Source organism: Paenibacillus sp. FSL H8-0332, from assembly GCF_037963835.1.
Taxonomy (GTDB): domain Bacteria; phylum Bacillota; class Bacilli; order Paenibacillales; family Paenibacillaceae; genus Paenibacillus_AQ; species Paenibacillus_AQ rhizoplanae.
This window is the reverse complement of the sequence record NZ_CP150145.1, coordinates 4,820,569-4,842,463: the sequence shown is the minus strand read 5'-3', so window position 1 is coordinate 4,842,463 and position 21,895 is coordinate 4,820,569. Positions and strand designations below refer to the sequence as shown.

13 protein-coding genes are annotated in these 21,895 nt (G+C 52.0%); 5 read left to right on the top strand and 8 right to left on the bottom strand.

The window, feature by feature from the left end; genetic code table 11:
- Positions 1–6 precede the first annotated feature (6 nt).
- Together NST43_RS21055 and NST43_RS21050 are read left to right on the top strand one after the other, a co-directional pair.
- Positions 7–846: a carbohydrate ABC transporter permease gene (locus NST43_RS21055; RefSeq protein ID WP_173129975.1), complete on the top strand. Its 840-nt coding sequence runs from the start codon at positions 7–9 to the stop codon at positions 844–846.
- 662 nt (positions 847–1,508) lie between these two features.
- Positions 1,509–8,171 carry an S-layer homology domain-containing protein gene (locus NST43_RS21050; RefSeq protein WP_339219168.1) on the top strand — a complete coding sequence of 2,221 codons (6,663 nt, stop codon included), beginning with the start codon at positions 1,509–1,511 and terminating at the stop codon, positions 8,169–8,171.
- 199 nt (positions 8,172–8,370) lie between these two features.
- Here the strand turns inward: NST43_RS21050 and NST43_RS21045 are convergent, their stop codons facing one another.
- The 7 genes from NST43_RS21045 to NST43_RS21015 form a co-directional block, all read right to left on the bottom strand.
- Positions 8,371–9,342 carry a hypothetical protein gene (locus NST43_RS21045; RefSeq protein ID WP_339219166.1) on the bottom strand — a complete coding sequence of 324 codons (972 nt, stop codon included), beginning with the start codon at positions 9,340–9,342 and terminating at the stop codon, positions 8,371–8,373.
- A gap of 99 nt (positions 9,343–9,441) precedes the next feature.
- Positions 9,442–10,575: a YncE family protein gene (locus NST43_RS21040; RefSeq protein WP_339219164.1), complete on the bottom strand. Its 1,134-nt coding sequence runs from the start codon at positions 10,573–10,575 to the stop codon at positions 9,442–9,444.
- A gap of 314 nt (positions 10,576–10,889) precedes the next feature.
- A complete protein-coding gene (locus NST43_RS21035) occupies positions 10,890–12,032 on the bottom strand; it encodes a YncE family protein (RefSeq protein ID WP_036731609.1) in 1,143 nt (380 codons plus the stop codon).
- Between the two features lie 238 nt (positions 12,033–12,270).
- On the bottom strand, positions 12,271–13,440 hold the full coding sequence (locus NST43_RS21030) for a hypothetical protein (RefSeq protein WP_209984799.1): 1,170 nt from the start codon (positions 13,438–13,440) through the stop codon (positions 12,271–12,273).
- A gap of 183 nt (positions 13,441–13,623) precedes the next feature.
- Complete coding sequence (locus NST43_RS21025; protein WP_209984797.1) at positions 13,624–14,454, bottom strand: carbohydrate ABC transporter permease; 831 nt, start codon at positions 14,452–14,454, stop codon at positions 13,624–13,626.
- A complete protein-coding gene (locus NST43_RS21020) occupies positions 14,454–15,326 on the bottom strand; it encodes a sugar ABC transporter permease (RefSeq protein ID WP_209984795.1) in 873 nt (290 codons plus the stop codon). Before NST43_RS21020 ends, NST43_RS21025 begins: the two co-directional genes overlap by 1 nt.
- An 84-nt stretch (positions 15,327–15,410) precedes the next feature.
- Positions 15,411–16,754 (bottom strand): ABC transporter substrate-binding protein, encoded by a 1,344-nt coding sequence (locus NST43_RS21015; protein WP_209984793.1) that lies wholly within the window; start codon positions 16,752–16,754, stop codon positions 15,411–15,413.
- A gap of 192 nt (positions 16,755–16,946) precedes the next feature.
- On the opposite strand from NST43_RS21015, the gene NST43_RS21010 reads away from it, so the two are divergent.
- Positions 16,947–18,743 carry a cache domain-containing protein gene (locus tag NST43_RS21010; protein WP_339219162.1) on the top strand — a complete coding sequence of 599 codons (1,797 nt, stop codon included), beginning with the start codon at positions 16,947–16,949 and terminating at the stop codon, positions 18,741–18,743.
- A gap of 18 nt (positions 18,744–18,761) precedes the next feature.
- The gene (locus NST43_RS21005) at positions 18,762–19,535 is read left to right on the top strand and encodes a response regulator (protein ID WP_339219161.1); all 774 of its coding nucleotides are present in this window, start codon (positions 18,762–18,764) and stop codon (positions 19,533–19,535) included.
- A gap of 259 nt (positions 19,536–19,794) precedes the next feature.
- Here NST43_RS21005 and NST43_RS21000 read toward each other — a convergent pair whose 3' ends face one another.
- Complete coding sequence (locus NST43_RS21000) at positions 19,795–20,625, bottom strand: AraC family transcriptional regulator (RefSeq protein ID WP_339219159.1); 831 nt, start codon at positions 20,623–20,625, stop codon at positions 19,795–19,797.
- 120 nt (positions 20,626–20,745) lie between these two features.
- Here NST43_RS21000 and NST43_RS20995 point away from each other — a divergent pair, with 120 nt between their 5' ends.
- On the top strand, positions 20,746–21,888 hold the full coding sequence (locus NST43_RS20995; RefSeq protein WP_339219157.1) for a DUF2264 domain-containing protein: 1,143 nt from the start codon (positions 20,746–20,748) through the stop codon (positions 21,886–21,888).
- Positions 21,889–21,895 lie beyond the last annotated feature (7 nt).

Here is a 21,895-nt window from a genome sequence, read left to right as displayed (position 1 = left end):
TAAGATATGGTTGGTAAAAGTAAAGGACTTAGAATCAGCTTAATGGTGCTTGTATATGCCCTGTTAATTCTGACCGTGCTGGCGATGCTGGTACCGTATATCTGGATGCTGTCGTCTTCGCTCAAGCTGAACAAGGATGTCTTCTCCTTCCCGATGCAGTGGATTCCGGCGAATCCGCGCTGGGAGAATTTCGCGGATATCTGGACACGGATTCCGCTCGGACGTTTCATCTACAATACAGCGAAATTATCAATTATTGTTACCATTCTGCAACTGCTGACTTCCAGCTTCGCGGCGTATGCTTTCTCCAAGCTGCACTTCCGGGGCAAAAATGTGATCTTCCTGGGGTACATCGCTACCATCGCGATTCCTTGGCAGGCCTACATGGTGCCGCAATTCATTCTGATGCGCTACATGGGGCTGAATAATACCCACCTGGCAATCATTCTGCTGCAAGCCTTCTCAGCCTTCGGCGTGTTCATGATGCGTCAATTCTATCAGGGTGTACCTGATGAATTGTGTGAAGCCGCCCGGATCGACGGACTCAGTGAATACGGAATCTGGGCAAGAATCATGCTGCCGCTGTCCAAGCCGGCCTTGTCCACACTCACCATCTTCACCTTCGTCGCCACCTGGAATGACTTCCTGGGGCCAATGATTTACCTGACAGACACGAAGCTCAAGACGATCCAGATCGGTCTGCGGATGTTCATCTCACAGTACTCGGCGGAATACGGCTTAATTATGGCGGCGAGTGTGGTGTCGATCATTCCGGTAGTGATTGTGTTCCTGGCGCTTCAGAAGTACTTTGTGCAGGGCGTTGCTGCTTCGGGGATTAAGGGATAGTGGAGCGTTAGATTGAACTATAGAGATTGAACTTGTTCTCTTAGAACTGAACACATCAATTACTGTATTGTTGAATGAATTTGCTTTAGCTGTAATTCTGTGAATAGGGTCAGACCCTGGAGGTTCCGTAAAACGAAACTATACCGGCCAGACGACCGGCCAGACGAGTCTGCTTCTAACGGACCTGAGAGACTCTATTCCATGGAAAACGCCACTTTTGGCGGGTTAACGGACCGAGGAGCCCTTATCGTCTCTCTACGAGAAGTTTAGAGTAGAAATTCCAAGAATAAAGTCCATGGGGTCCGTTACTTTGCCCAAGTGGTGACTTTCATCCGGAATAAGAGCGCCTCAGTCCGTTACGCCGGGCCAAACGCCCCAAATGGACTAACTCCCGTCTTCGTCTGGGAATGGCACCTGAAGGGGTTGACTCCACTCCTTGGCTCCACTCCTGTAGTCCTTCAGGCATCATAGCGCCCCATCCACCCGTTTAAATCTGACGTTGTACTGGTTAGAGTAACAGCCTGGCAGTTGCAGTTTTTCGCAGTCTGCCAGGTATTTGTATACCCGCATTGTGAATTTAGACGAAGGTCTGCCCAGGTCAAACATTCTTCTACCGACATGTTGAATGCGCTTACTTAATTGAGAAAGAGGAGGATTAATGAATGAACAGAAAGAACCGCGTGAAGAAAAGGCTATTCTCCGTGCTGATGTCCGCTACACTCGTAGCCGGGATGTTCCCTGCCCTCGGTCTACCGTCGGCGTCGGCGGCTGTCGTCGATACGGTCTATGCTGCGGCTTATATGGGCACCAAGACTACCGCAGGTACGACACTTCCGGCAAGCATCGAGATTGCAGGTCAGGCTGCGGCGGTGAACTGGAACATCGGCGAAGATACCTTCGATGTACCGTATGATACGGTGGCAGTTACCGGAACCGCGAACGGCGGACCGGTGGTTGCCAGTGTGGAGGTGGTTCCGCCAGCCAGCAGTCCGCTGGTCTACTTTGTGGACAGCGGCAGAGGGGGCGATTCTTTTGGCAATGGTCCTTCTGCTTCACCTCTATACGAAGCGGTCAGAACACTGACCGGCAGTGAGCTGCTTAACCTGTCACCGGACCAGAAGTATGTCGCCGGTACCACAGACTGGGGATTCGATGATTCTATCCATAAAGTGAAAAATTCCAAGAACGGTAATCTTACCGATCCTGCCACTGATCCAAGCCTATGGGTTGTCGGGCTGCGCGCAGACCCTGCCAGCAACGATATTATTTATAAACTGAAAGCGCTTCAATCCGGAACCTATACACTTAACAGCGGTTTCTATGATTGGTACGGCAGCCGTGACCGGGTCATTCAGCCCCGGCTGGAATACCAGAATAGCAGCGGGGAGACCAGGACGATCCCGTTTGCTCAGTTCAACACGAATAAGACAAAATTTATTTCCGGTGAATTTACCATTCCCGCAGATATTGACACCAGCAGTCCGATGACGCTGACCTATGCTAATGTCTCCGGCGAGAAGCCGATTCTTAGCTGGTTCGCTGTTGCCAGAGGCGCGATCAAGCAAGTGATGGATGACGCCCGCCAGACCGCAGCTTCTACAACCAAGATTCTGCTCGATGGGAACGATATCCGGCCGGATAATGTCAACGGACTGACCTTCAAGGGGTTCGGCGTACTCAGCGGCAACAGCACCAGTGCCCTGCTAATGGACTATAAGTCTGAGCAGCCAGAGGCCTATGCCCAAATGCTGAAGATTCTGTTCGGCGGTGACCGCCCGCTGATCGACCATGTCAAGATTGAAATGGGCAATGACCGCAATAACTCTACCGGTCCTGACCCTTCAACGATGCGTACGGAGGATGAAGAGGCCAATGTGGCCCGGCATCCCGGCTTCCAGCTTGCGGCGGATGCCAAGGCCGTCAATCCGGCGGTCAAGGTGAGCTTCCTGCGCTGGAATGCTCCAGCCTGGGCTAACAATAACGACAAGATTTATACCTGGTACAAAAAGACCATTCTGGCCGCATATCGCGAATACGGCTATATGGTGGATTATGTGAATCCCCATATCAATGAGCACGCGCCGGATCTGGCCTGGACGAAGCAGTATGGCGAGAGGGTCAAGAATGATACTGAAGATTTCAAAAACGATCAGGAGAAAGAGCTGTACCACAGCATCCAGCTGGTGATTTCCGACGAGGTCGGCATCGGCTCCTTCGGGGATGCCATGGTGAACGATTTGTCGCTGCGTGAGGCGGTAGCTGCTGCCGGATTCCATTACAATACCGATGATGACAGCAAAGGAAATTTTAAACGGCTTGCCGATGAGTTCGACAAGGAAATCTGGAACAGTGAGGCACAGGCCACCTTCAGCAACTCGGCCTTCCGTCCTAATAATAATATGAAGGACCCGTCAGAGGCAGGGACAGGAATTGGCGGCACCGGCGGGCCGCTGGAGATGGGCAATACCATTATCAAGGGCTTCGTGAATTCCCGCCGGACGCATTTCATCTATCAGCCGGCGATTGGCTCCTTCTATGAAGGCGGACAATATTCCTTCAAAGAGCTGCTCAGTGCGCGTGACCCGTGGTCGGGCTTCATTCATTATGACGCGGGGCTGGTCATTCTGAAGCATTTTAACGGATTCGCCAAGACCGGCTGGGAGAATGAAGACAATACGGCTGCCATCTGGAGAGCCGTTCCTGCGGCCAGCTATACCGGAGCAACGGGCACGAATCCGGTCAGCGGACGCAACGGTACTCCGAGTTATATGACGCTTGCCGCTCCTGACAAGCAGGATTTCTCGACTGTAATCATCAATGACAGCCAGTATGAGAAGATCTACAAGCTCCAGGCCGTGAACATGGGCTATACCGGAAATCCTTCGCTGGAGGTGTGGGAGACCCGCGCGGCGGACAAAGGTCAGGCTTTTAACAGCAATTATATGAAGCCTCTTGGTGATGCCCATGCCGATGGCAGCGGCCTATATACCATACGTGTGAAGCCGTTCTCGATTGTAACCGTAACCACACTGGATAACCGCACGGATGAAGAGTTCGTTACGCCGCTTCCGGTTGAAGGAGAACGTACGGTGCTTGACACCGATGCAACCGGGTTCGTACAGAATACGGAGGATCAGATCCTGTATGCGGATGACTTCAATTATGGAGACAGAACCGTGCCTGTTATCGGAGAGGGCGGTGCAATTACAGATGAAGAGAGTTATGTCAGCTCACGCGGCGGGCCGCAGAGTGTAATTCCGCGCTATACCCAGGACCTCAACGGCGCATTCGAGGGGTATCTGGTAGACGGCACGGATAACTATGTGCTGCGACAGCAGCTGGACCAGGTAACTACCGGCGTGGGCGGGGCCTGGAACGGAGGAGATCCGGTCACGGTCATCGGCGATTACCGCTGGACTAACTATAAGGCCAGCGCTGATGTTTCTTTTGAACAGAACAGCACTTATGGCGGGAACAATTACGCAGCGGTCGGAGCCAGATATCAGGGCGGTCCGCAGACGATTAACGGCACGCCTTATGCGCTCAAATTCTGGTTCGATGGTGGATGGCAGCTGCTGTCCAGCGGCACCGTGGTCGCCAGCGGCAATGCGGCCACCGGCTCTGGCGGCGTGAAGATTGACGGATTTGATACCGCACATGACGCGTGGCATAACATTGCCATTCAGGTGGCCGGTGACACGGTGACTGCTTATTTGGATCAGGTTGAGCTTGCCTCCTATACCGATCCGAATCCGAAGCTCTCCGGGCGCATACAGCTCGCCAGCGGCTTCTATCATGTGCGCTTCGATAACTTGAAGGTAGAGAAAGTAGACGGTTATACCCCTTACTATGCCGAACAACTGGATAATCTGGAGATGTTTGATCTGGCGCAGTCACCTGGGGCGAAGCTGGCATACGAGGGTGCCTGGGCCCATGAGAATGGCAAAGGCATGTATGTGTATCAGCGGTCCCTCTCTACCAGCCAAGGGGCTGGTGCGGTGCTGAAGTATACTTTTACCGGCACAGGACTTGATATTCTCGGACCGAATGACGGCTCAGCCAAGCTGGAAGCTGTAGTAGACGGGGAGACCCAAGTGGTCTCGGGCAGTACGGCGGCAGCGAGGGAGCTGTATCAGGCCTTCACGCTCCGTGGACTGAAATACGGTGAGCATACCGTTCAGATCAAAGTGCTGAGCGGAACCCTGGCCGTGGATTCCGTAGGGATTATCAGCGGGGCAGGAGCAGGCAGCCCGGATACAGCGGGACTTCAGCAGGCGGTAAATGCTGCGCTGGAGATCAGCAGGGAGGATGATTCCCCCGAGAAGGACTGGAATATCTTCGTTCATGCACTGGGCGCAGCCCAGGCAGCACTAAGTGATCCGGTTCTGTACAGATTGGATCAGGAAGGAGCTGAGCACCTTGAAGCCCGCCTGACCTTTGCCCGGAATTTGCTGACTACGGGAGATGTGAGAGAGCTTGCCGCTATCGCGGATATGGCAACCTATGCAGGACAGCTGCCGGAGCTTCCCGCCAAGGTGGAAGCCACACGTGCAGACGGCACGAAATTACAGGTGGCCGTGAAGTGGAATCTGGAAGCGGTCAGCTTCAACAATCCTTTTGAAAGGGTGGCTGTAACCGGCTCCTACGGAAGCTTGAAGACCATGGCTTATGTGGAGGTTGTGCCACAAGGGCTTGTGTACTTCCTGGACCCTGGAGTCTCGGCGGATGGCGACACCCCGCCATATACGACGATCAGGAATTTCGCAGGCGAGGGCTTGCTGAATAACAAAGCAGACCAGCTGTCGGCAGATGACACGGTATGGGGACATACCAACACGGGGGCGAACTATAACCCTAAGGGGCTGGGCGGTGCTGTAGTCACTACCGATAAGGCCCAGACAGGGGTATACAGCTCAAATACGAAGAATACGCCGCTCGTCTACAATCTGCCGCTCTCTGCGGGCCAATACACAATTACTTCCTACCATCTGGACTGGTGGAACAATGCCAGCCGGACCATGGATATTACACTCAGCTATGTGGATGCCGGGGGTAAGACCGTGAATGAGACCGCCCAGACCAACCTGGTAGCAGGCCCGAATGGGGTCATGGCTCAGCATGATTTCACGCTGCCGGCCAGCGGTACAGTGAAATATTCGGTGAACAATACGTTCAGTCAGGCGGCTCTGATCAGCTATCTGGCTGTAGCAAGAGATAAGACCAGTGTGGACAATGAGCAAGCTGTTGCTGAAGCGAAGAGCATGATTGAAGGAGCGTCTTACAGCGTCAAGAAGGCGCAAGCGAATAGTGAAGAAGCTGTAAGGAGCTGGCTGGTGCAGACCATTAGCGGGATGCCGGGCTTCAAGGACACCGGGGTTACCCTGGGGGACATTACCTTGTCTGCATTCCGGGGAGCAACGGAGGACACAGAGGGCAGCTTCACTTTCTCGGTAACCTTAAGCAAGGGAGAAGCATCGGCAGAAGGTACTGCCAGCGGTACAATCACGCTGCCGGTACCGGATAGGGTTCCGCCGGTGATTACCCTGAATGGTGAGACGACAGTTAATCTACCGGTTGGTGCGGAATATACCGATGCGGGAGCAACAGCCTATGATGATCAGGACGGAGATATAACGGACCGTATTTCGACAACGGTCACCAGCGAAGTGTATGGCTTGACTGAACTTGATGAACTTGATACGTCCAAGGTCGGTATTTATACCTTCCATTACAATGTCAGTGATACGGCGGGCAACGCGGCTGCTGAAGTGACAAGACGGGTAGTGGTTGCGCTCGATCCGGATGTAACGAAGCCGGTAATTACCTTACTTGGTGAAGCATCCGTTCAATTGGTGAAGGGTTCAAACTATACGGATGCCGGAGCTACAGCGGCAGATGACCGTGACGGCGATATTACAGACCGTATCGTTGCAACGATTACGCAGGATGGGAAGACCGTGCTGACGCTGGATACTTCAGCAGCAGGCAGCTATGTGTATCATTATAATGTGACTGATACAGCGGGCAATACGGCTGCTGAAGTGACAAGAACGGTCACTGTAAAAGAAGCGGAGCTGCCGCCGGAAGTAATTCCAACCCCGACGCCAACTCCCGCTCCGACAGCAACACCGGCTCCTACAGAGGCGCCGGTATGGACAGCGGAACCGGCCGTAACGCCTTCGCCAACTGCAGCACCGTCCCCTTCTCCGCAGACGGAGAAGGTTCTTACATCGGCTGATTTCCCGGCACCGGCTGGCGGAGCTATAACCGTTCACCTTACAGATGCTACAGAATCCGTGCTGCTTCCAGCGGGTTTAGCCGGAATGACTGGAGAGAATACCCTGCGTTTTGCCTGGAACACAGTTGCCGTTGAGCTGAGTCCGGAAGTGCTGAAGAGCATCCGGGAGAAGGCCGCCGGAGCTGGAGGACAGCCGGAGGGAACGGCAATCAGACTCTCTGCCGTGAAGACAGCGAGAGCAGCTGCGGAGCAGCTGATGAACAACCCGGCGGTTAACGGGTCCGTCCGGTTATCGGCGGCAAGCGATGTAATCCGCTTCAGCCTGGAGGCTGTGGCTGCGGACGGCACTGCCGTACCGGTCACAACGTTTAACCAGCCGCTGACGATTACCTTCACGGTTGATCCTAATGCTAACCGCAGCTTACTCGGCGTCTACTATATTGCTGCCAGCGGTGCCGTGGAATACATGGGCGGCACGCTGACAGACGGTAAACTTACCGCTGGTGTGCAGCATTTCAGCCAGTATGCGGTGCTGGAGTATGACAAGACATTCTCGGATGTCAGCGGCAATAGCTGGGCCAGCGGTGTTATTAAGTCTATGGCTGCAAAGCATATCATCGAAGGGATTTCCAGCAGCCAGTTCCAGCCGCATGGAGAAGTTACAAGGGCGCAATTCGCCGCGATGATTACACGTGCGCTTGGCCTTAAGGCGGCAAGCCCATCCGCATTTGCTGATGTGGATGCCAAGTCCTGGTACGCCGAAGCCGTGGCGGCAGTACATGAAGCGGGCATCGTGCTCGGACGCAGCAAGGATGCCTTCGCTCCTAATGAACGCATTACCCGCGAGGAGATGGCGGTCATGATCGTCCGGGCGTACGCCACCCTCCCGGGAAGCCAGACAGGCGATTCAGCCGGAAGCTCGTTCAGTGACTATTCCCGGATTCAGGATTGGGCGAAGAACGCTGCCGTTACCGCTGAACAGGCCGGCCTGATCCAAGGACGCGGCAACCAGCAATTCGCGCCGCAGGAGACCATGACCCGCGCCGAGAGTGCGCAAGTCATCGCTAATCTGTTGGGGCATAGGTAAGCTGGGTGTATAAGCTGCATCTCTAAGTTACCGGCTTAACTCCATACTAACTATACAAGTCAAACAGAGCAGCGGTTCTCCAGTATTGGGGAACCGCTGCTCTGCGTATACATACTGAAATGAAAGGGATAAATCCCTCCGAATCCGCCGAAAGTGGGTAGCGGTTGCTTGAAAGTTGTACCTACTGTCGATTAATCCGCTATAAGGATTGATTGCTATAACCGGAAATAATATTCTTGACGGTGATACGAGTGTCGTTCGGGAACCCAATCGGGATAGCGGGCAGGGCCGTAGCGGTTGCCAGATCAATCGGACGGATCGCATTTGCTTCCCCCACATAAGCCTTGGTGTCTGAGAAGAACGCCAGGTCGCCGACATAATAGAGCGGAACAAGCCAGGAACTGGCACTGTTTACATTATAGATTTGTAGGCCACCGGTTGGGAGAGTAGTGGGCTGAATGGTGATGCCAACATAGCCTTGCGTACGCGACACACGAATTTTATCCTGACCTTTGTAGCTGGGGACATCTCTGAAATTATCATAGGTGATGTGATTCTCCCAATCAATGTCCAGATTAGTAAATCGTTTCAGATAGGCTCTTTCTCCTTGCGTGGTGCAGAATAACAATTGGTTGTCCAGATAGACTCCGGATACCGTATTGTCCAGCAAGCTTAACGTGTTAGGCAAGCCAATCTCATCATCTCCAAAATAGGTAATCATGCCAATCGTTCCAAGGGTGATTTGCGTGTGTCCATCCGGGTGAACAGTTAAGGGGTTGCGGGTCTCTTCTAAGGTAAGTTCAAATCCCAAATTGTACCGGGTAAAGTTGTCATCGTCAATGGTAATGGCGATTACATAATCTTTTTTATCGGCAACCTTGCAGGCAAGATAGACAAAGTCGCTATTCTCATTGCCCGCGAAGGCGAAAGGTCTGCCTTGGCCGACGTCCACATTGGTTATAACTGTATCCGTGTTGGTATCAATAATCGTAACGTTATGATCTCCGGAATTGGCAACATAGACTTTGTTACCGTAAGGAGCAGCGAAGATAGCAACAGGATTGGTAACCCTGCTGCCAACAGTACCAACACGAACGGTTTTGATAATGTTAAAGGTATCCGTATCAATGATCAATAACAGCGACATATCCAAATGCATAGTCAATTTCATAAGTCACATAGACGTAAGGGTCACCTGGGGGTAAATTCCTGTTGTTTGCCTTGTTCGGATTCATGGATGAAATCCCCTTTCTTTGACCCGTATAATTGTTTACTGTAAGGATTGATTACTATAACCGGAAATAATATTATTGACTTTGAGGCGATCCGTGACGACCCCAAGCACGATAGCAGGCAGCGCCGTTGCGGTTGCCACATCAATTGGACGAATGGAGGTCCCTTCTCCCACATAGATCTTGGTATCATCGAAGAACGCCATATCGCCGACATAAGGAAGTTCAACCAAATGGTTATAGCCTTCATGTAAGTCAATGATTTGCACACCGCCTAATGGGGAATCCGTAGGTTGAACGGTAACGCCAAGATAAGCTTGTGTACGTGAAAGACGGATTTTATCCTGCCCTTTGTAGCTGGGGAAATCCGCAAAACTCTTATGGGTGACGATTCCATTCTTATCAATGGCCAGATTACCGATTACTTTCAGATAGTTTTTGTCTTCGCGCATGGTGCAGAATAATCTTTTGTCGTCCGTGTAGACCCCGGATACCGTATTGTCCAGCAGACTTGACGTACTGGAGTACCCAATAGAATCCTCGTCAAAATAGGTAAGCATACCGGCAGGTCCAAACGTGACTTGGGTGTGTCCATCGGGATGAACGGCCAAGGGATTGCGGCTCCCGTCAAAGGTAAGCTCCATTCCGTCTGTATAGGGATGAACGGTATCGTCGTCAATGGAAATGGCGATAACATCATTACTCCGGCAGGCAGCATAGACAAAGGAGCTGTTCTCATTTCCAGCAAAGGCGAAAGGCCAATTAATCCCTCCTGCCAGTTGCACATCTTTAATAACCTCATCTGTGAGGAAGTCAATAATGGTAATGCCCGGATCTGATTGGGCTACATATATTTTGTTACCCTTAGGAGCAGCGAAGATAGAATTAGGATAGAACTTGACGAACGGATTGCCAATGTGAACGGTATTGAGAACCTTAAAGGTATCAAGATCAATGATGCTGACTGAATCTTCACGGGTATTAATGACGTACAGCTTTTTCTCAGAGGGGTCCATGCACATGGGACCAGGCACGCTGCCCACCCTAATCCGTTCGATGATCCTATCTTGTACAGGATCGATGACAGCGACATATCCGAAATCAAAGCCAACTTCATAACTCGCATACACATAAGGATGAACTGATGATAGATTCCTTCTGCGGTTTGCCATATCCGTATTCACGAATGAAAAACCCCTTTCATATGCTTCTAGCTAGTGGACTCACCGGGCCTGGCAGACAGACAACCGGATGGGCAGGCGCGCCGTTTTTGTCCGGATGCCGCATCAGGTTGTCTGCTGTATGTTATGTCCGGATGCTCCGGCCCGAATAATCCATTTGTCCAATAAAGCCACAAAAAGGGCAGAGATTACCTCTTCACCCCTCCCGCCGTAAGTCCGCTAACAATGCATTTCTGGCAAAAAAAGAGCTGTCCTCTAGTCAGTTTCGACTTGAAGAGACAGCTCCACGTTAACGTACATGACCCTTAGGTTTGATTGCTATAACCGGAAATAACATTCTTCACTTTGAAGTACGTTGTCCCAATGGTAATCGGATTTAGAGGTCTTGCACTGGTCAGATCAATGGGTTGAACCGAGGTAGATCCTCCCACATAAGCTTTGGTGTCTGAGAAGAATGCAAGATCGCCAATGGAAGTAAGCTCAACAAACCGGGAAGTGGCACGGTCTACATCGTAGATTTGCAGCCCGCCCGTCGGGTGATCCGTGGCTTGAATGGTGACGCCAATATACTTTTGCGTAAGCGAAGTGCGAATTTTATCCTGACCTTTGTAACTGGGGATTTCTTTGTAATCATCATAGGTGATTTTCGAATTCACATCGATATCCAGGTTCTTGAATAATTTCAAAAAGTTCCTTTCTTCTCGCATCGTGCAGAATAACAAGCCGTTGTCCAGATAAATCCCGGATACCGTATTGTCCAGCGAACTAGTCGGTGCTGCTGCAACTAAACCATTATCAGGACTAAGAAAATCAAGGGCTCCAATATTTCCAAGCTCGACCAGTGTGTGTCCATTGGGGTGAACGGTCAAGAAGTTTCGGGTCGAGTCATGTATAGTGCCCGGTCCTGCTGGGCCAAGCGCCACATTAGGTCCATTATTAATAATTCTAATGGCAAGAGTAGAATCTCTTGTTGGATGAATTTCGTTGCAGGCAACGTAGACGTAAGGGCTATTCTCATTGCACGAAATGGCGAAAGACATCGTGTCTACAGAATAAAGATTTCCAATGAAACTAAGAGTAATGGCATCAAAAATCGTCAGGCAGGGATATCCATAGTTGGCTACATAGACTTTTTTGCCGCTAGGCTCTACGAGGATAGCAACAGGTTTGTTGTCAACTGGAACTGAACCTATAAGGTTAAAGGTATCTGTACTATAGACATAGACCATATTCGCAAGGCCATCCGCCACGTAAAGTTTATCTCCAGAGGGACTCAAGCACATAGCGGTAGGATTATAGCCTGCCGAGATCCGTTTGATGATCTGATCGGTAGTGGGATCAATAACAGCGACATATCCATTATTATTAATACTTACATAAGACACATAGACATAAGAAAGGCCGCTCCGTGTATTTCGGTTACGGTTTGCTGTTCGATTCATATTCATAGATAAAATCCCCTTTCATGCAGATCTGGCTAGTGGACTCGCCGGGCCCGGCGGACGGACAAGCGGATGGGCAGACGAACCGGTCCTGTGCCTTGATGCCGCATCAGGTTGTCTGCTGTAGGTTATGTCTGGATGCTCCGGCCCGAATAGTCCTAATGTCCAGTAAGGTAAAAAAAAGAGCTGCCCCCAAGTCCAGCTCGACTTGAAGCGACAGCTCAATTTTTATACTAAATGTGCATTACAAGGATTCATTGCTATAACCGGAAATAATGTTCTTCACGTTGACGCGGTCTGAGGGACTTGTGCCAATCGGAATAGCAGGAATGGGATTACTTGGATTTCCCAAATCAATCGGTTGAATCGAAGTCAGTTGTCCTACATAGGCAATGATGTAATCGTAAAGTGCTAAATCACCGACATAAGGGAGCGGAACAAACCGTGAGCTAGCAGCGTTTACATCGTAAATTTGCAGACCACCTGTCGGGAAAGTGGTGGGTTGAATGGTGATGCAAATCGTACTTTGATCACTTGTAACACGGATTTTATCCTGGCCTTTGTAACTGGGGATTTCTGTGAATTGATCATGGGTGATGTTTCCTTGCTGGTCCATGAACAGGTTGTTGAATTTTTTCAGATAGGCTCTATCTTCTCGCGAGGTGCAAAATAACATATCATTATCCAGATAGATCCCGGATACCGTATTGTCCAGCAGACTTGAAGTTTTGGAGGGACCAATTGTAAGTGGTTCAAAATGAGTCAACATGCCAGTCGGCCCAAGTGTGACTAGCTCCACTCCGCCTGGGTACACGGTCAAGGGATTGTGGATCCCGTCAAATTCAAGCGGAGTATCATCCCCAACTGGATGGGCGGTGTCATCGTCAACAGCAATGGCGACAACATTGCCTTTATCATTATCTTTAGACTTACATGCAACAAAGACAAAGAGACTGTTCACCTTACCGGCAAAGGCAAAAGGGTATCCGCTTCCGCTAGGCAAATCCACTTGCTTAATAACCGTATCTGTGACGGAGTCAATAATTGTAACGGCCTTGTCACCCGAATGGGCTACATAGACTTTGTTCACGTTAGGAGCAGCGAAGATAGCAACAGGAGCGCTATAGGTGGACGAAGAGCCAATGTGAACGGTTTTGATAATGTCAAAGGTATACGCATCAATGATAGTGACCGAATCCTGGCCCGTATTTACTACGTAAAGCTTATCCTCACTTGAATTCAGGCACATAGGACCAGGGTTAAGGCCTACTGGAATCCGTTTGATGACCTTATTGTATACAGGATCAATGACAGCGACATAGCCAAAATAGTAGGTAAGTTCATAACTCGCAAACACGTAAGGATTAATATTTGATGCTAGATTTCTTCTGCGGTTTGCCATATTCGTATTCACGAATGAAAACCCCTTTCATGTCTTTCTGGTTAGTGGACTCGCCGGGCCCGGCGTACGGACAACCGGATGGGCAGGCGCGCCGGTTTGTCCGGAGGCCGCATCAGGTTGTCTGCTGTATGTTATGTCTTGATGCTCCGGCCCGAATAATCCATTCGTCCAAGAAAGCCACAAAAAGGGCAGAGGTTACCCCTTCACCGCACCCGCAGTAAGTCCGCTAACAATGTACTTCTGGCAGAATATATACAGGATCAGCACGGGAAGGGAGGTTAATACCAGATCCGCGAAGATCAGGTTCCAGTCCCGGCTATACTTACCGTAGAAATTGTATACCGAGAGCGGCATCGTCCAGTCCGAGCTGTCGGTCAGGAAATAGAGCGGAATGGTGATATCGTTCCAGACGGACATGAAGACCATAATCGCTACGGTGGCGTTCACCGGGACGATCAGCGGGGTGACGATCTTGAAGAACACATCGAACGTATTTGCGCCCTCCAGAAAAGCAACCTCATCCAGCGCCTTCGGAATGGAGCGGATGAATCCGCTGTACAGGAACACGCTGAACGCCGTGTTGAGCGAGGCGTAGATCAGAATAACACTGGTGATGCTGCCGTAGAAGCCCATCCACTGTACGACACGGATCGTGGTAATCGTGGACATCGGCGCGATCAAGCCCATGAAGAAGAACATGTACAGGAAATTCGACCATTTGGTCTCCCGGCGCACCAGAATGAAGGAGGCCGCCGACGAGGTGAAGATATTCAGAATAGAAGAGACGCCGGTAATCAGCATCCCGTTCAGGAACGCGCGTCCCAGTCCCCCTTCACGGAAGACCGTTGTATAGTTGGAGAAGTTCCACTTCTCCGGGAGCCGCAAGGAGAACTTCAGCACCTCGGCGCTTGTCATGAAGCTTCCGAACATCATAATCAGCAGCGGCAGGATAATCAGCAGGGAGGCCAGGATCAGTAGGCCTTCAACCACATAGTTGCGCCAGGCCATTTTACGTGAAAAGCTCATTATTCCGATACCTCCTTACGCCGCATGAAGATCAGCAGGGGAATGGCGATGATGGTTACGGCAGCGAAGAGCAGGGTGTTGACGGCTGTGCCCAGCCCCCAGCTTCCCTCTCCGAACGAGCGCAGGATGATCGTACCGACCACCTGGGAGGCGTTGCCGGGTCCCCCGCCTGTGAGGACGAATACCTCGGAGAACACCTTGAGGCCGCCGATCAAGGTAAGCATCAGATTGATGTTGATCGCAGGGAGCAGCAGCGGAATCGTGATACTGCGGAAGCTGCGCCAGGAACCGGCGCCGTCAATGGTGGCGGCTTCATAATATTCTTTGGAGATCGACTGGAGTCCGGCCAGGTAGATCGCCATTTGGAAGCCGGTATGCTGCCAGATGGACACGAAGGCTACGGTCCAGATGACGATAGCCGGATTGGTCAGCCAGGCCTGGCTCAGCGAAGGCAGCCCCACAGCTTCGAAGATACGGTTAATCGTTCCGTCGGAGCGCAGCATGGGCGTGAACACAATGCTAATAACCAAAACGCTTAGGATCGACGGAGAGTAAAAAATAGCCCGCAGCAGATTTTTGGATTTTAGCTTCATGTTCAAGCCGACCGCAAGCACGATGCCGAGCAGATTTTTGCCGAGCACGGTAACGATGGCGAAGATCGCTGTATTTTTCATAGCAAGTAGTAGTGTTCTATCTGTGAAAATCCGTTCAAAATTGTCCCAGCCGATGAACTTGACTGCTTCCCGGTCCAGCCGCCAGTCGGTGAAGGAATAGAAGAGTCCGGTTAGCGCAGGCAGCACGAAAAACACAGAATAGATCAACAGCGCAGGCCAGATCAGGTAATACGAGTATAGTCTCTTGGATACTTTCATCTCTTCACACTCCTCTATAGCCAGGAACAGAATAAAGCCCCGGACGGACTTTATTCTGCCTGTTGTAATGGTTATCCGCTCTAATTAAAAGCCCTCTACGCCTTTGTCCTTCATCAGCTGGCTGAATTTCTCATCCCAGGCCTTGAGTACGCCAGCAGCGTCCAGACCGCCGGCGAACTCATCCTGAAGCAGACGGTACAGCTCGCTGCGGTCCACGATCATGTAAGCATCGGTAGTCAGCGTAGTCTTCTTCGGTGTGATATATTGATCGACAATTTCCTGCTTGTAATCGGGAAGCTTCGGCGTAGTGACATCGCTGAAGTTGGAGACGGAACCTTGGCTGTCAACCATTTTCTGTGCAACTTCTTTGGTGGCGAGGAACTCCAGGAATTTCTTCGCTTCATCCATATGCTTGGCTTTCTTCGGAATGAACAACTGGCCGCCCAGCGGGCTTGCGCCCAGACTTGCATCTTCAGAGGAAGGGATGGCGAACAGGCCCAGATGCACATTCGGATCTTTCTCGGCCACATTCACGATCAGCCAGTCTCCCATGAACATCATGGCAGTTTCCTTTTTCAGGAATTTGCCCACGGCCATATCGTAGCTGTCGCTGAGGATGTCAGTGTTGGTGTAGCCTTTCTTGTAGACCTCATACTGCTGGTCCAGGAAGGTGGCGAACTCGGGAACATCGGACCACTTTTTGCGGCCGGCATTAATGTCCTCGAACAGGGAAGGTTCGTTCTTGGCCGCCCAGTCGGCAAAAGCGGCAGCCGGCCAGATATTCGCCGCCCAGTTATCCTTGAACGGCATGAAGACCGGCGTGATGCCGCTGGCCTTGATTTTCTCGCAGACAGCCAGGAATTCCTCATAATTCTTCGGTATGGCAAGACCCAGGTCTGCGAATATATCCTTGTTATAGACGACTCCCTGCATCCCTGTATCCTGGCTGTAATGGAAGCTGTAGACATGATCGTAAGCCGAGAGCACATCCTTATTCAGCAGCCGGCTCACCCAAGGCTCGTTATCCAGAATCTCGAAATTGCGCTCCAGGTTAAGGTCTGTTGTCGCACTCGCTAGATTGTATTGAATCAGGTCAGGCACCTCGTCAACGGCCAGCTTGGTCTGAAGTACGGTGGCGGTCTGCTCTGCCGGAAGCAGCTGCAGATTCACTTTGATATTGGTTTTCTGTTCGAACTCATCCAGCACATCCTGGGCCACGAACGCCGAATCCTGCGAGCTTTTGGAGATGGCCAGCTCGATGGTTACCTTTTTGCCGCTGCTGCTGCCACTGCCGCTGTTTCCGTTTCCGCCGCTGTTGGTAGCCGAAGCATTGCCGGAGCCTGAATTGTCAGACCCGCATGCCGCCAGCGATAAGGTCATGATTCCAGCAAGCAGGCCTGTTGCGATTTTCTTCATCTGCGTACTCATGTGATCGCCCCCGTAGTGAAATTTTCTGTGGATTGAATCCGTTTACATTTTTGATTATAGAATGAGTACCGCGCAAGGTACATGTTTGTACTTGACACTTTCTGTGTAATATTCTGAACTCGTAGGGGTGCTTGTCGATTTGCCGGTTTGGTTGTAAAGTAGAGCATCATAAGGTTCAAGGAGGGCTCGGGTTTGGCGACTATTGTTCAGAAATTGCGCGGAGGCAGGGTTCAGGCCAGTCTGCAAACGAAGTTCTTCTTCACCTTCATGGTGCTCCTGCTGATTGTGCTGGGCTGCTTCCTGGTCTATGTGAATTATATGGTGATCCAGCCGCTCAAGGACAAGACAGAGAACGAAATGAAGCTGGCGGCTGTCCAGGTCAGCGATCAGCTGAACCTCTATATCAATAACCAGAACCAGCTCTCTCAGCGGATTCTGTCGAACAAAGAGGTGTTCACGCTCCTGTCTGCCAGTGATTATTCACAGCTTACCCTTGAAGGGCTGACCCGAAGCCGCAGGCTTAAAGACATCATGTTCCAGGCACTGGGGCCGAGTCTGAACATTGAGGATATGATGATCTATGATCTGACAGGGGAGCGGGTTGCCTCTTATATCGGATACGCGGATAGCCCGGCGTCGCTAAGGCCGTTTCTGGAAGAGAGCAGCAAGCTGCCGACCTGGAATGCAAGCGGTTACGCGCTGTACCGGCAGGGGGCGGATACCCTATCTTTTGTGCGGGCGATCAGGAACCAGAATGGTCAGGTGTTCGGCTATCTGGCGGTGCAGCTGGACCAGCGGTACTTGAACAGATCTGCTGCGGGCCTGGCGGGCGGCAAGGTCTATATTATGGATCAGGAGCAGCGGCTGGTCTCCAGCTCTCCGGCACTACGTGAAGGGGAGAAGGTCCCGGAATTCGCAGCGTCTCCCTCTGAATCTGCAGCAGCTAACGGAATCTATCTGAGCAGCGGCCAGAACTATGTGGCTTACCACCGCTCTGCCGAGACGGGCTGGACTACCTTTGTGGTTAATCCCAGGAGTGTGGTGCTGGGCCCGGTCAATTCGGTGAAATACATCTCTATTCTGCTGATCACAGCGCTGATTCTGTTCTCGTTCATCTTCATCTACTTCTCGACCCGGAACCTGCTGCTTCCGATCCGCAAGCTGCGCAGCCAGATTCTGCGGATGAACTACAGCAACCTGAATATGAAGGCGGGCCCGCGTACCCACAACAATGAGCTGATTCAACTGAATAGCGCTTTTCAGGAGCTGCTGGAACGGTTACAGGAATCTATCGAACGGGAAAAGCTTGCGCTGCACGAAGAAGTGAAATCGCGGAATTCCGCCTTACAGGCCCAGATCGCGCCCCATTTTATCCACAATGTCCTGTATCTGATCAGCATTGCCGCCCAGGAAGGGAAGAATAGCGTGGTGACCGAAATGTGCAAGCATCTCTCGGACAGTCTGCGCTATATTGTGTCCTCTCCTTATCAGCATGTGGCGTTGACGGAGGAGCTGAAGCATACGCAGCATTATTTGTCCCTGATTCAGCATAATTTCGAGGATGACCTGGAGTGGGAGATTGACGGGTACGGGGGGCTTGAGCAGATTGAGCTGCCCCGGCTGGTGATTCAGCCATTCGTGGAGAATTGTATCGAGCATGCTTTTAAGAATACGGACCCTCCTTGGCGGATTGAGGTGCGGGTGAAGGTATATAACGGCCTGTGGGCCATCGAAATCAGGGATAACGGGGAAGGCTTCGCGCCGGGCAGGATCAGGGAGATTCTGGACAATATTGAGGACTCGGATTCCGGGGTCAATGAGCTTCGGCATGATACCTCAGGAATTGGCAATATGGGGATTGTGAATACGGTGAACCGGCTGAAGCTGATGTACAGGAACCGGCTGTTCTTCAACATCTACAACCACTTGGACGGGGAAAAGGGGGCTACGGTCCAGATTATCGCATCTATGAGTAAAGACTTCTACTAGAACCGGGGAGGGACCGCTATGTATACCGCTATCATTGCCGAGGACAGCAAGCCGATTCTGCGGAATATCGAAGCTCTTATGCAGTCCATGGAGCTGCCTGTCCGCATCGCCGCTACCGCCTCGAACGGGCTGGATGCCCTGGAATACATCAAGGCTAACCCGGTGGATATCCTGCTGACCGATATCCGCATGCCTAAGCTGGACGGGCTGGCGCTGATCGGGGAGTGCAGGCTAGTGAATCCGGCTCTTAAGGCGGTGCTGATCAGCGGCTACAGCGACTTTGAGTATACGCGCAAAGCGCTGAATCTGCAGGTATTCGATTATCTGCTGAAGCCGGTGGAGCGGCAGCAGCTTGCCGAAGTGATGCAGCGGCTGGTCGCTCATCTGGAGGAGCAGCAGGAGGAGCAGCAAAGCACTGCCAAGGAGCTGCCGGATGGCATTGCCGAGCTCCGGCAGCGGAAGAAGAGCGGCGAGGAGCTGTTCGGGCAGCTCGAGCAGTACTTACAGCAGCATAGGTACTCCCAGCTCTCCATCACCGATGTGGCGCTTAAGTTTCATGTAAGTCCCTCCTATGTGAGCAGGATCTTCAAGAAATATTCGCACCAGACCTTCGTGCATTACACGATGCAGCTGAAGATTGCCGAAGCCTGCCGGCTGATCACGCTCAGGCCGGAGCTGAAGGTGAAGGAGCTGTCGGAGCTGCTGTCCTTCGGCGACCAGCACTATTTCTCCAAGGTATTCAAGGAGTATACGGGCGTTAGCCCTACAGAGTATAAGGGAGGGGAGCGGTAGCGGCAGCCGGTATAAAGATCGATTTTAAAAATTTGAGTCAAGGGAAAAGTGGCGGAGGGGAATTTTGGAACTGGAGGAGCGATAGCGACCGCCTTTGTATTAGGATTTCTACCGCGAAGAGCGGTTCAAATCAGGAAATCCTAATACAACAGCGGCCGGAAGTCCAAAACTTCTCTGGAGTCACGGCTAATCCCGCAACAACAAAATCAGTAATTCTTACGCATAGACGGCAGCGCAGCTAATAGAGGCGCTGCCGTCTTTATTTGCCGTATTTTCCCGGCGGGATGCCCGTGATGTTCTTGAAGGTGCGGATGAAATTGGCATAATCATTGAAGCCGGACAGGTAGCAGGTATCGGACACGGAGTTGCCGGCGGACAGAAGCTGCTTGGATAACGCGATCTTTTTGAGCAGGACATAACGGTAGACGGTTCCGCCGGTCTGCTGCTTGAACAGATGACTGAGATAGTATTTATCCAGATTCAGCTCCCCGGCGATATGCGCCAGCGACAGATTCAGGTGCAGGTGGTTGTCGATGTAGCTCATCGCAGATTGAATATGGGAGGAGATCATACTGGGCACGGCGGCACGGGTGCGGCTGTACAACTCGTTGATCAGCACCAGAATCTGAATCAGATACGTCAGGGCCAGCACCTCGCTGCCGTACTGCTTGCGCTCCAGGGCTGCAATCAGCCGGGAGGAGAGGGCGGTATACTCCAAGAGCAGCGGCTCCTCCATCCGGGCCAGGTTATTCTCCCCGGGCTGGCGGTTCTGGAAGCAGGCCAGCAGATTCGTGGTCGCCGTACAGAATGGATAGACCAGCGGTGCCTTGAAATGAATGGTCAGCCGCTCATAAGGCTCGGGAGAGCGGTTGATGATTTTATGAATCTCATGATTGTTGAATAACAGGACGTCGCCGCGCTCCAGCGGATAGCTGTACTGGTCCACGAAGCCGTTCACGCTGCCGCCCAGGAACAGGAAGATTTCATAGTGGTCATGGATATGGAAATCCCTCGTCGGCGAGATCGGAGAATTGCCGATACCGGCCAGAATATCGCCGTCGAACGTTTCATAATACCGGGCATGCTTCATTGTCACAGCCCCTTTCTTGTTGATCACAACATACGCAATAAATCATCATTATTCGCAAAGACATTGCAATAATACCACAATACACTAGAGAAGAAGAATACCTGAGAGGGTGGAACTAGGATGAGTGGGATAGAACAGCGTAAATACTGGCTGGATACGATGCTGCGGATTGGAACGCCGGTCCTGGAGGCGCTCGCCGCACGGAAACTGAAAGAGTGGTTACCTACGGAGTTTCATAGCGAGCGCAGCCAGTTTGCGCATCTGGAAGCTTTTGCAAGGCTGGCTTGCGGAATGGCTCCCTGGCTGGAGCTTCAGGGGCTTGAGGGTGAAGAAGAGCGCTTAAGAGCCCGTTATGCCGGGCTGATGCTGGGAGCGATCGATGCGGCGGTCGATCCGCAGTCGCCTGACTATATGGAATTCAAGACTGAAGGCCAGCCATTGGTCGATGCGGCATTTCTGGCTCATGCTCTGGTGCGTGCACCGAAAGCGATTACATCCAGACTGGACGCACGGGTCAAAGGCCATCTGATTGTTGCACTTAAGCAGACACGGAGGACCGCTCCCAGCGGCAGCAACTGGCTGCTGTTCAGTGCGATGGTGGAGGCAGCCTTATACCTGCTGGAGGACCCGGAGTATGACCGGATGCGGGTCGGTTACGCAGTCCACATGTTCATGGACTGGTACAAGGGTGACGGAGTCTACGGGGACGGGAAGGACTTCCACTGGGATTATTACAACAGCTTCGTGATTCAGCCGATGCTGGTGGATGTTGTTACCCTTTTCGAACAAGAGAATGAGGAGTATGCCCGGCTTAGACCCTTGGTCCTGCAGCGGGCGCAGAGATATGCATCCGTGCTGGAGCGCAGCATCGCCCCGGACGGAACATATCCGTTCCTCGGGCGCTCGATTGTCTACCGGTTCGGGGCATTTCAGCTGCTGTCGCAGGCGGCGCTCCAGCATTTTCTCGAAGACTCGCTGCCTCCGGCCCAGGTGCGCTGCGCTTTGACCGCCGTGATCCGCCGGATCATGGAATATCCGGGCACACTGGATGAGAACGGCTGGCTCCGTCCGGGCATCTACGGTTATCAGCCGGAACTGGCCGAGAGCTACATTAATACGGGCAGTTTGTATCTGTGCGCTGCTGTCTTCCTGCCGCTGGGCTTGCCTCCTGCTGATCCCTTCTGGTCGGGAGAGGACATGAAATGGACGGCACGGAGAATCGCAGACGGCGAGAATGTGATGCGGGACCATGCTTTGGAATAAGGGATAC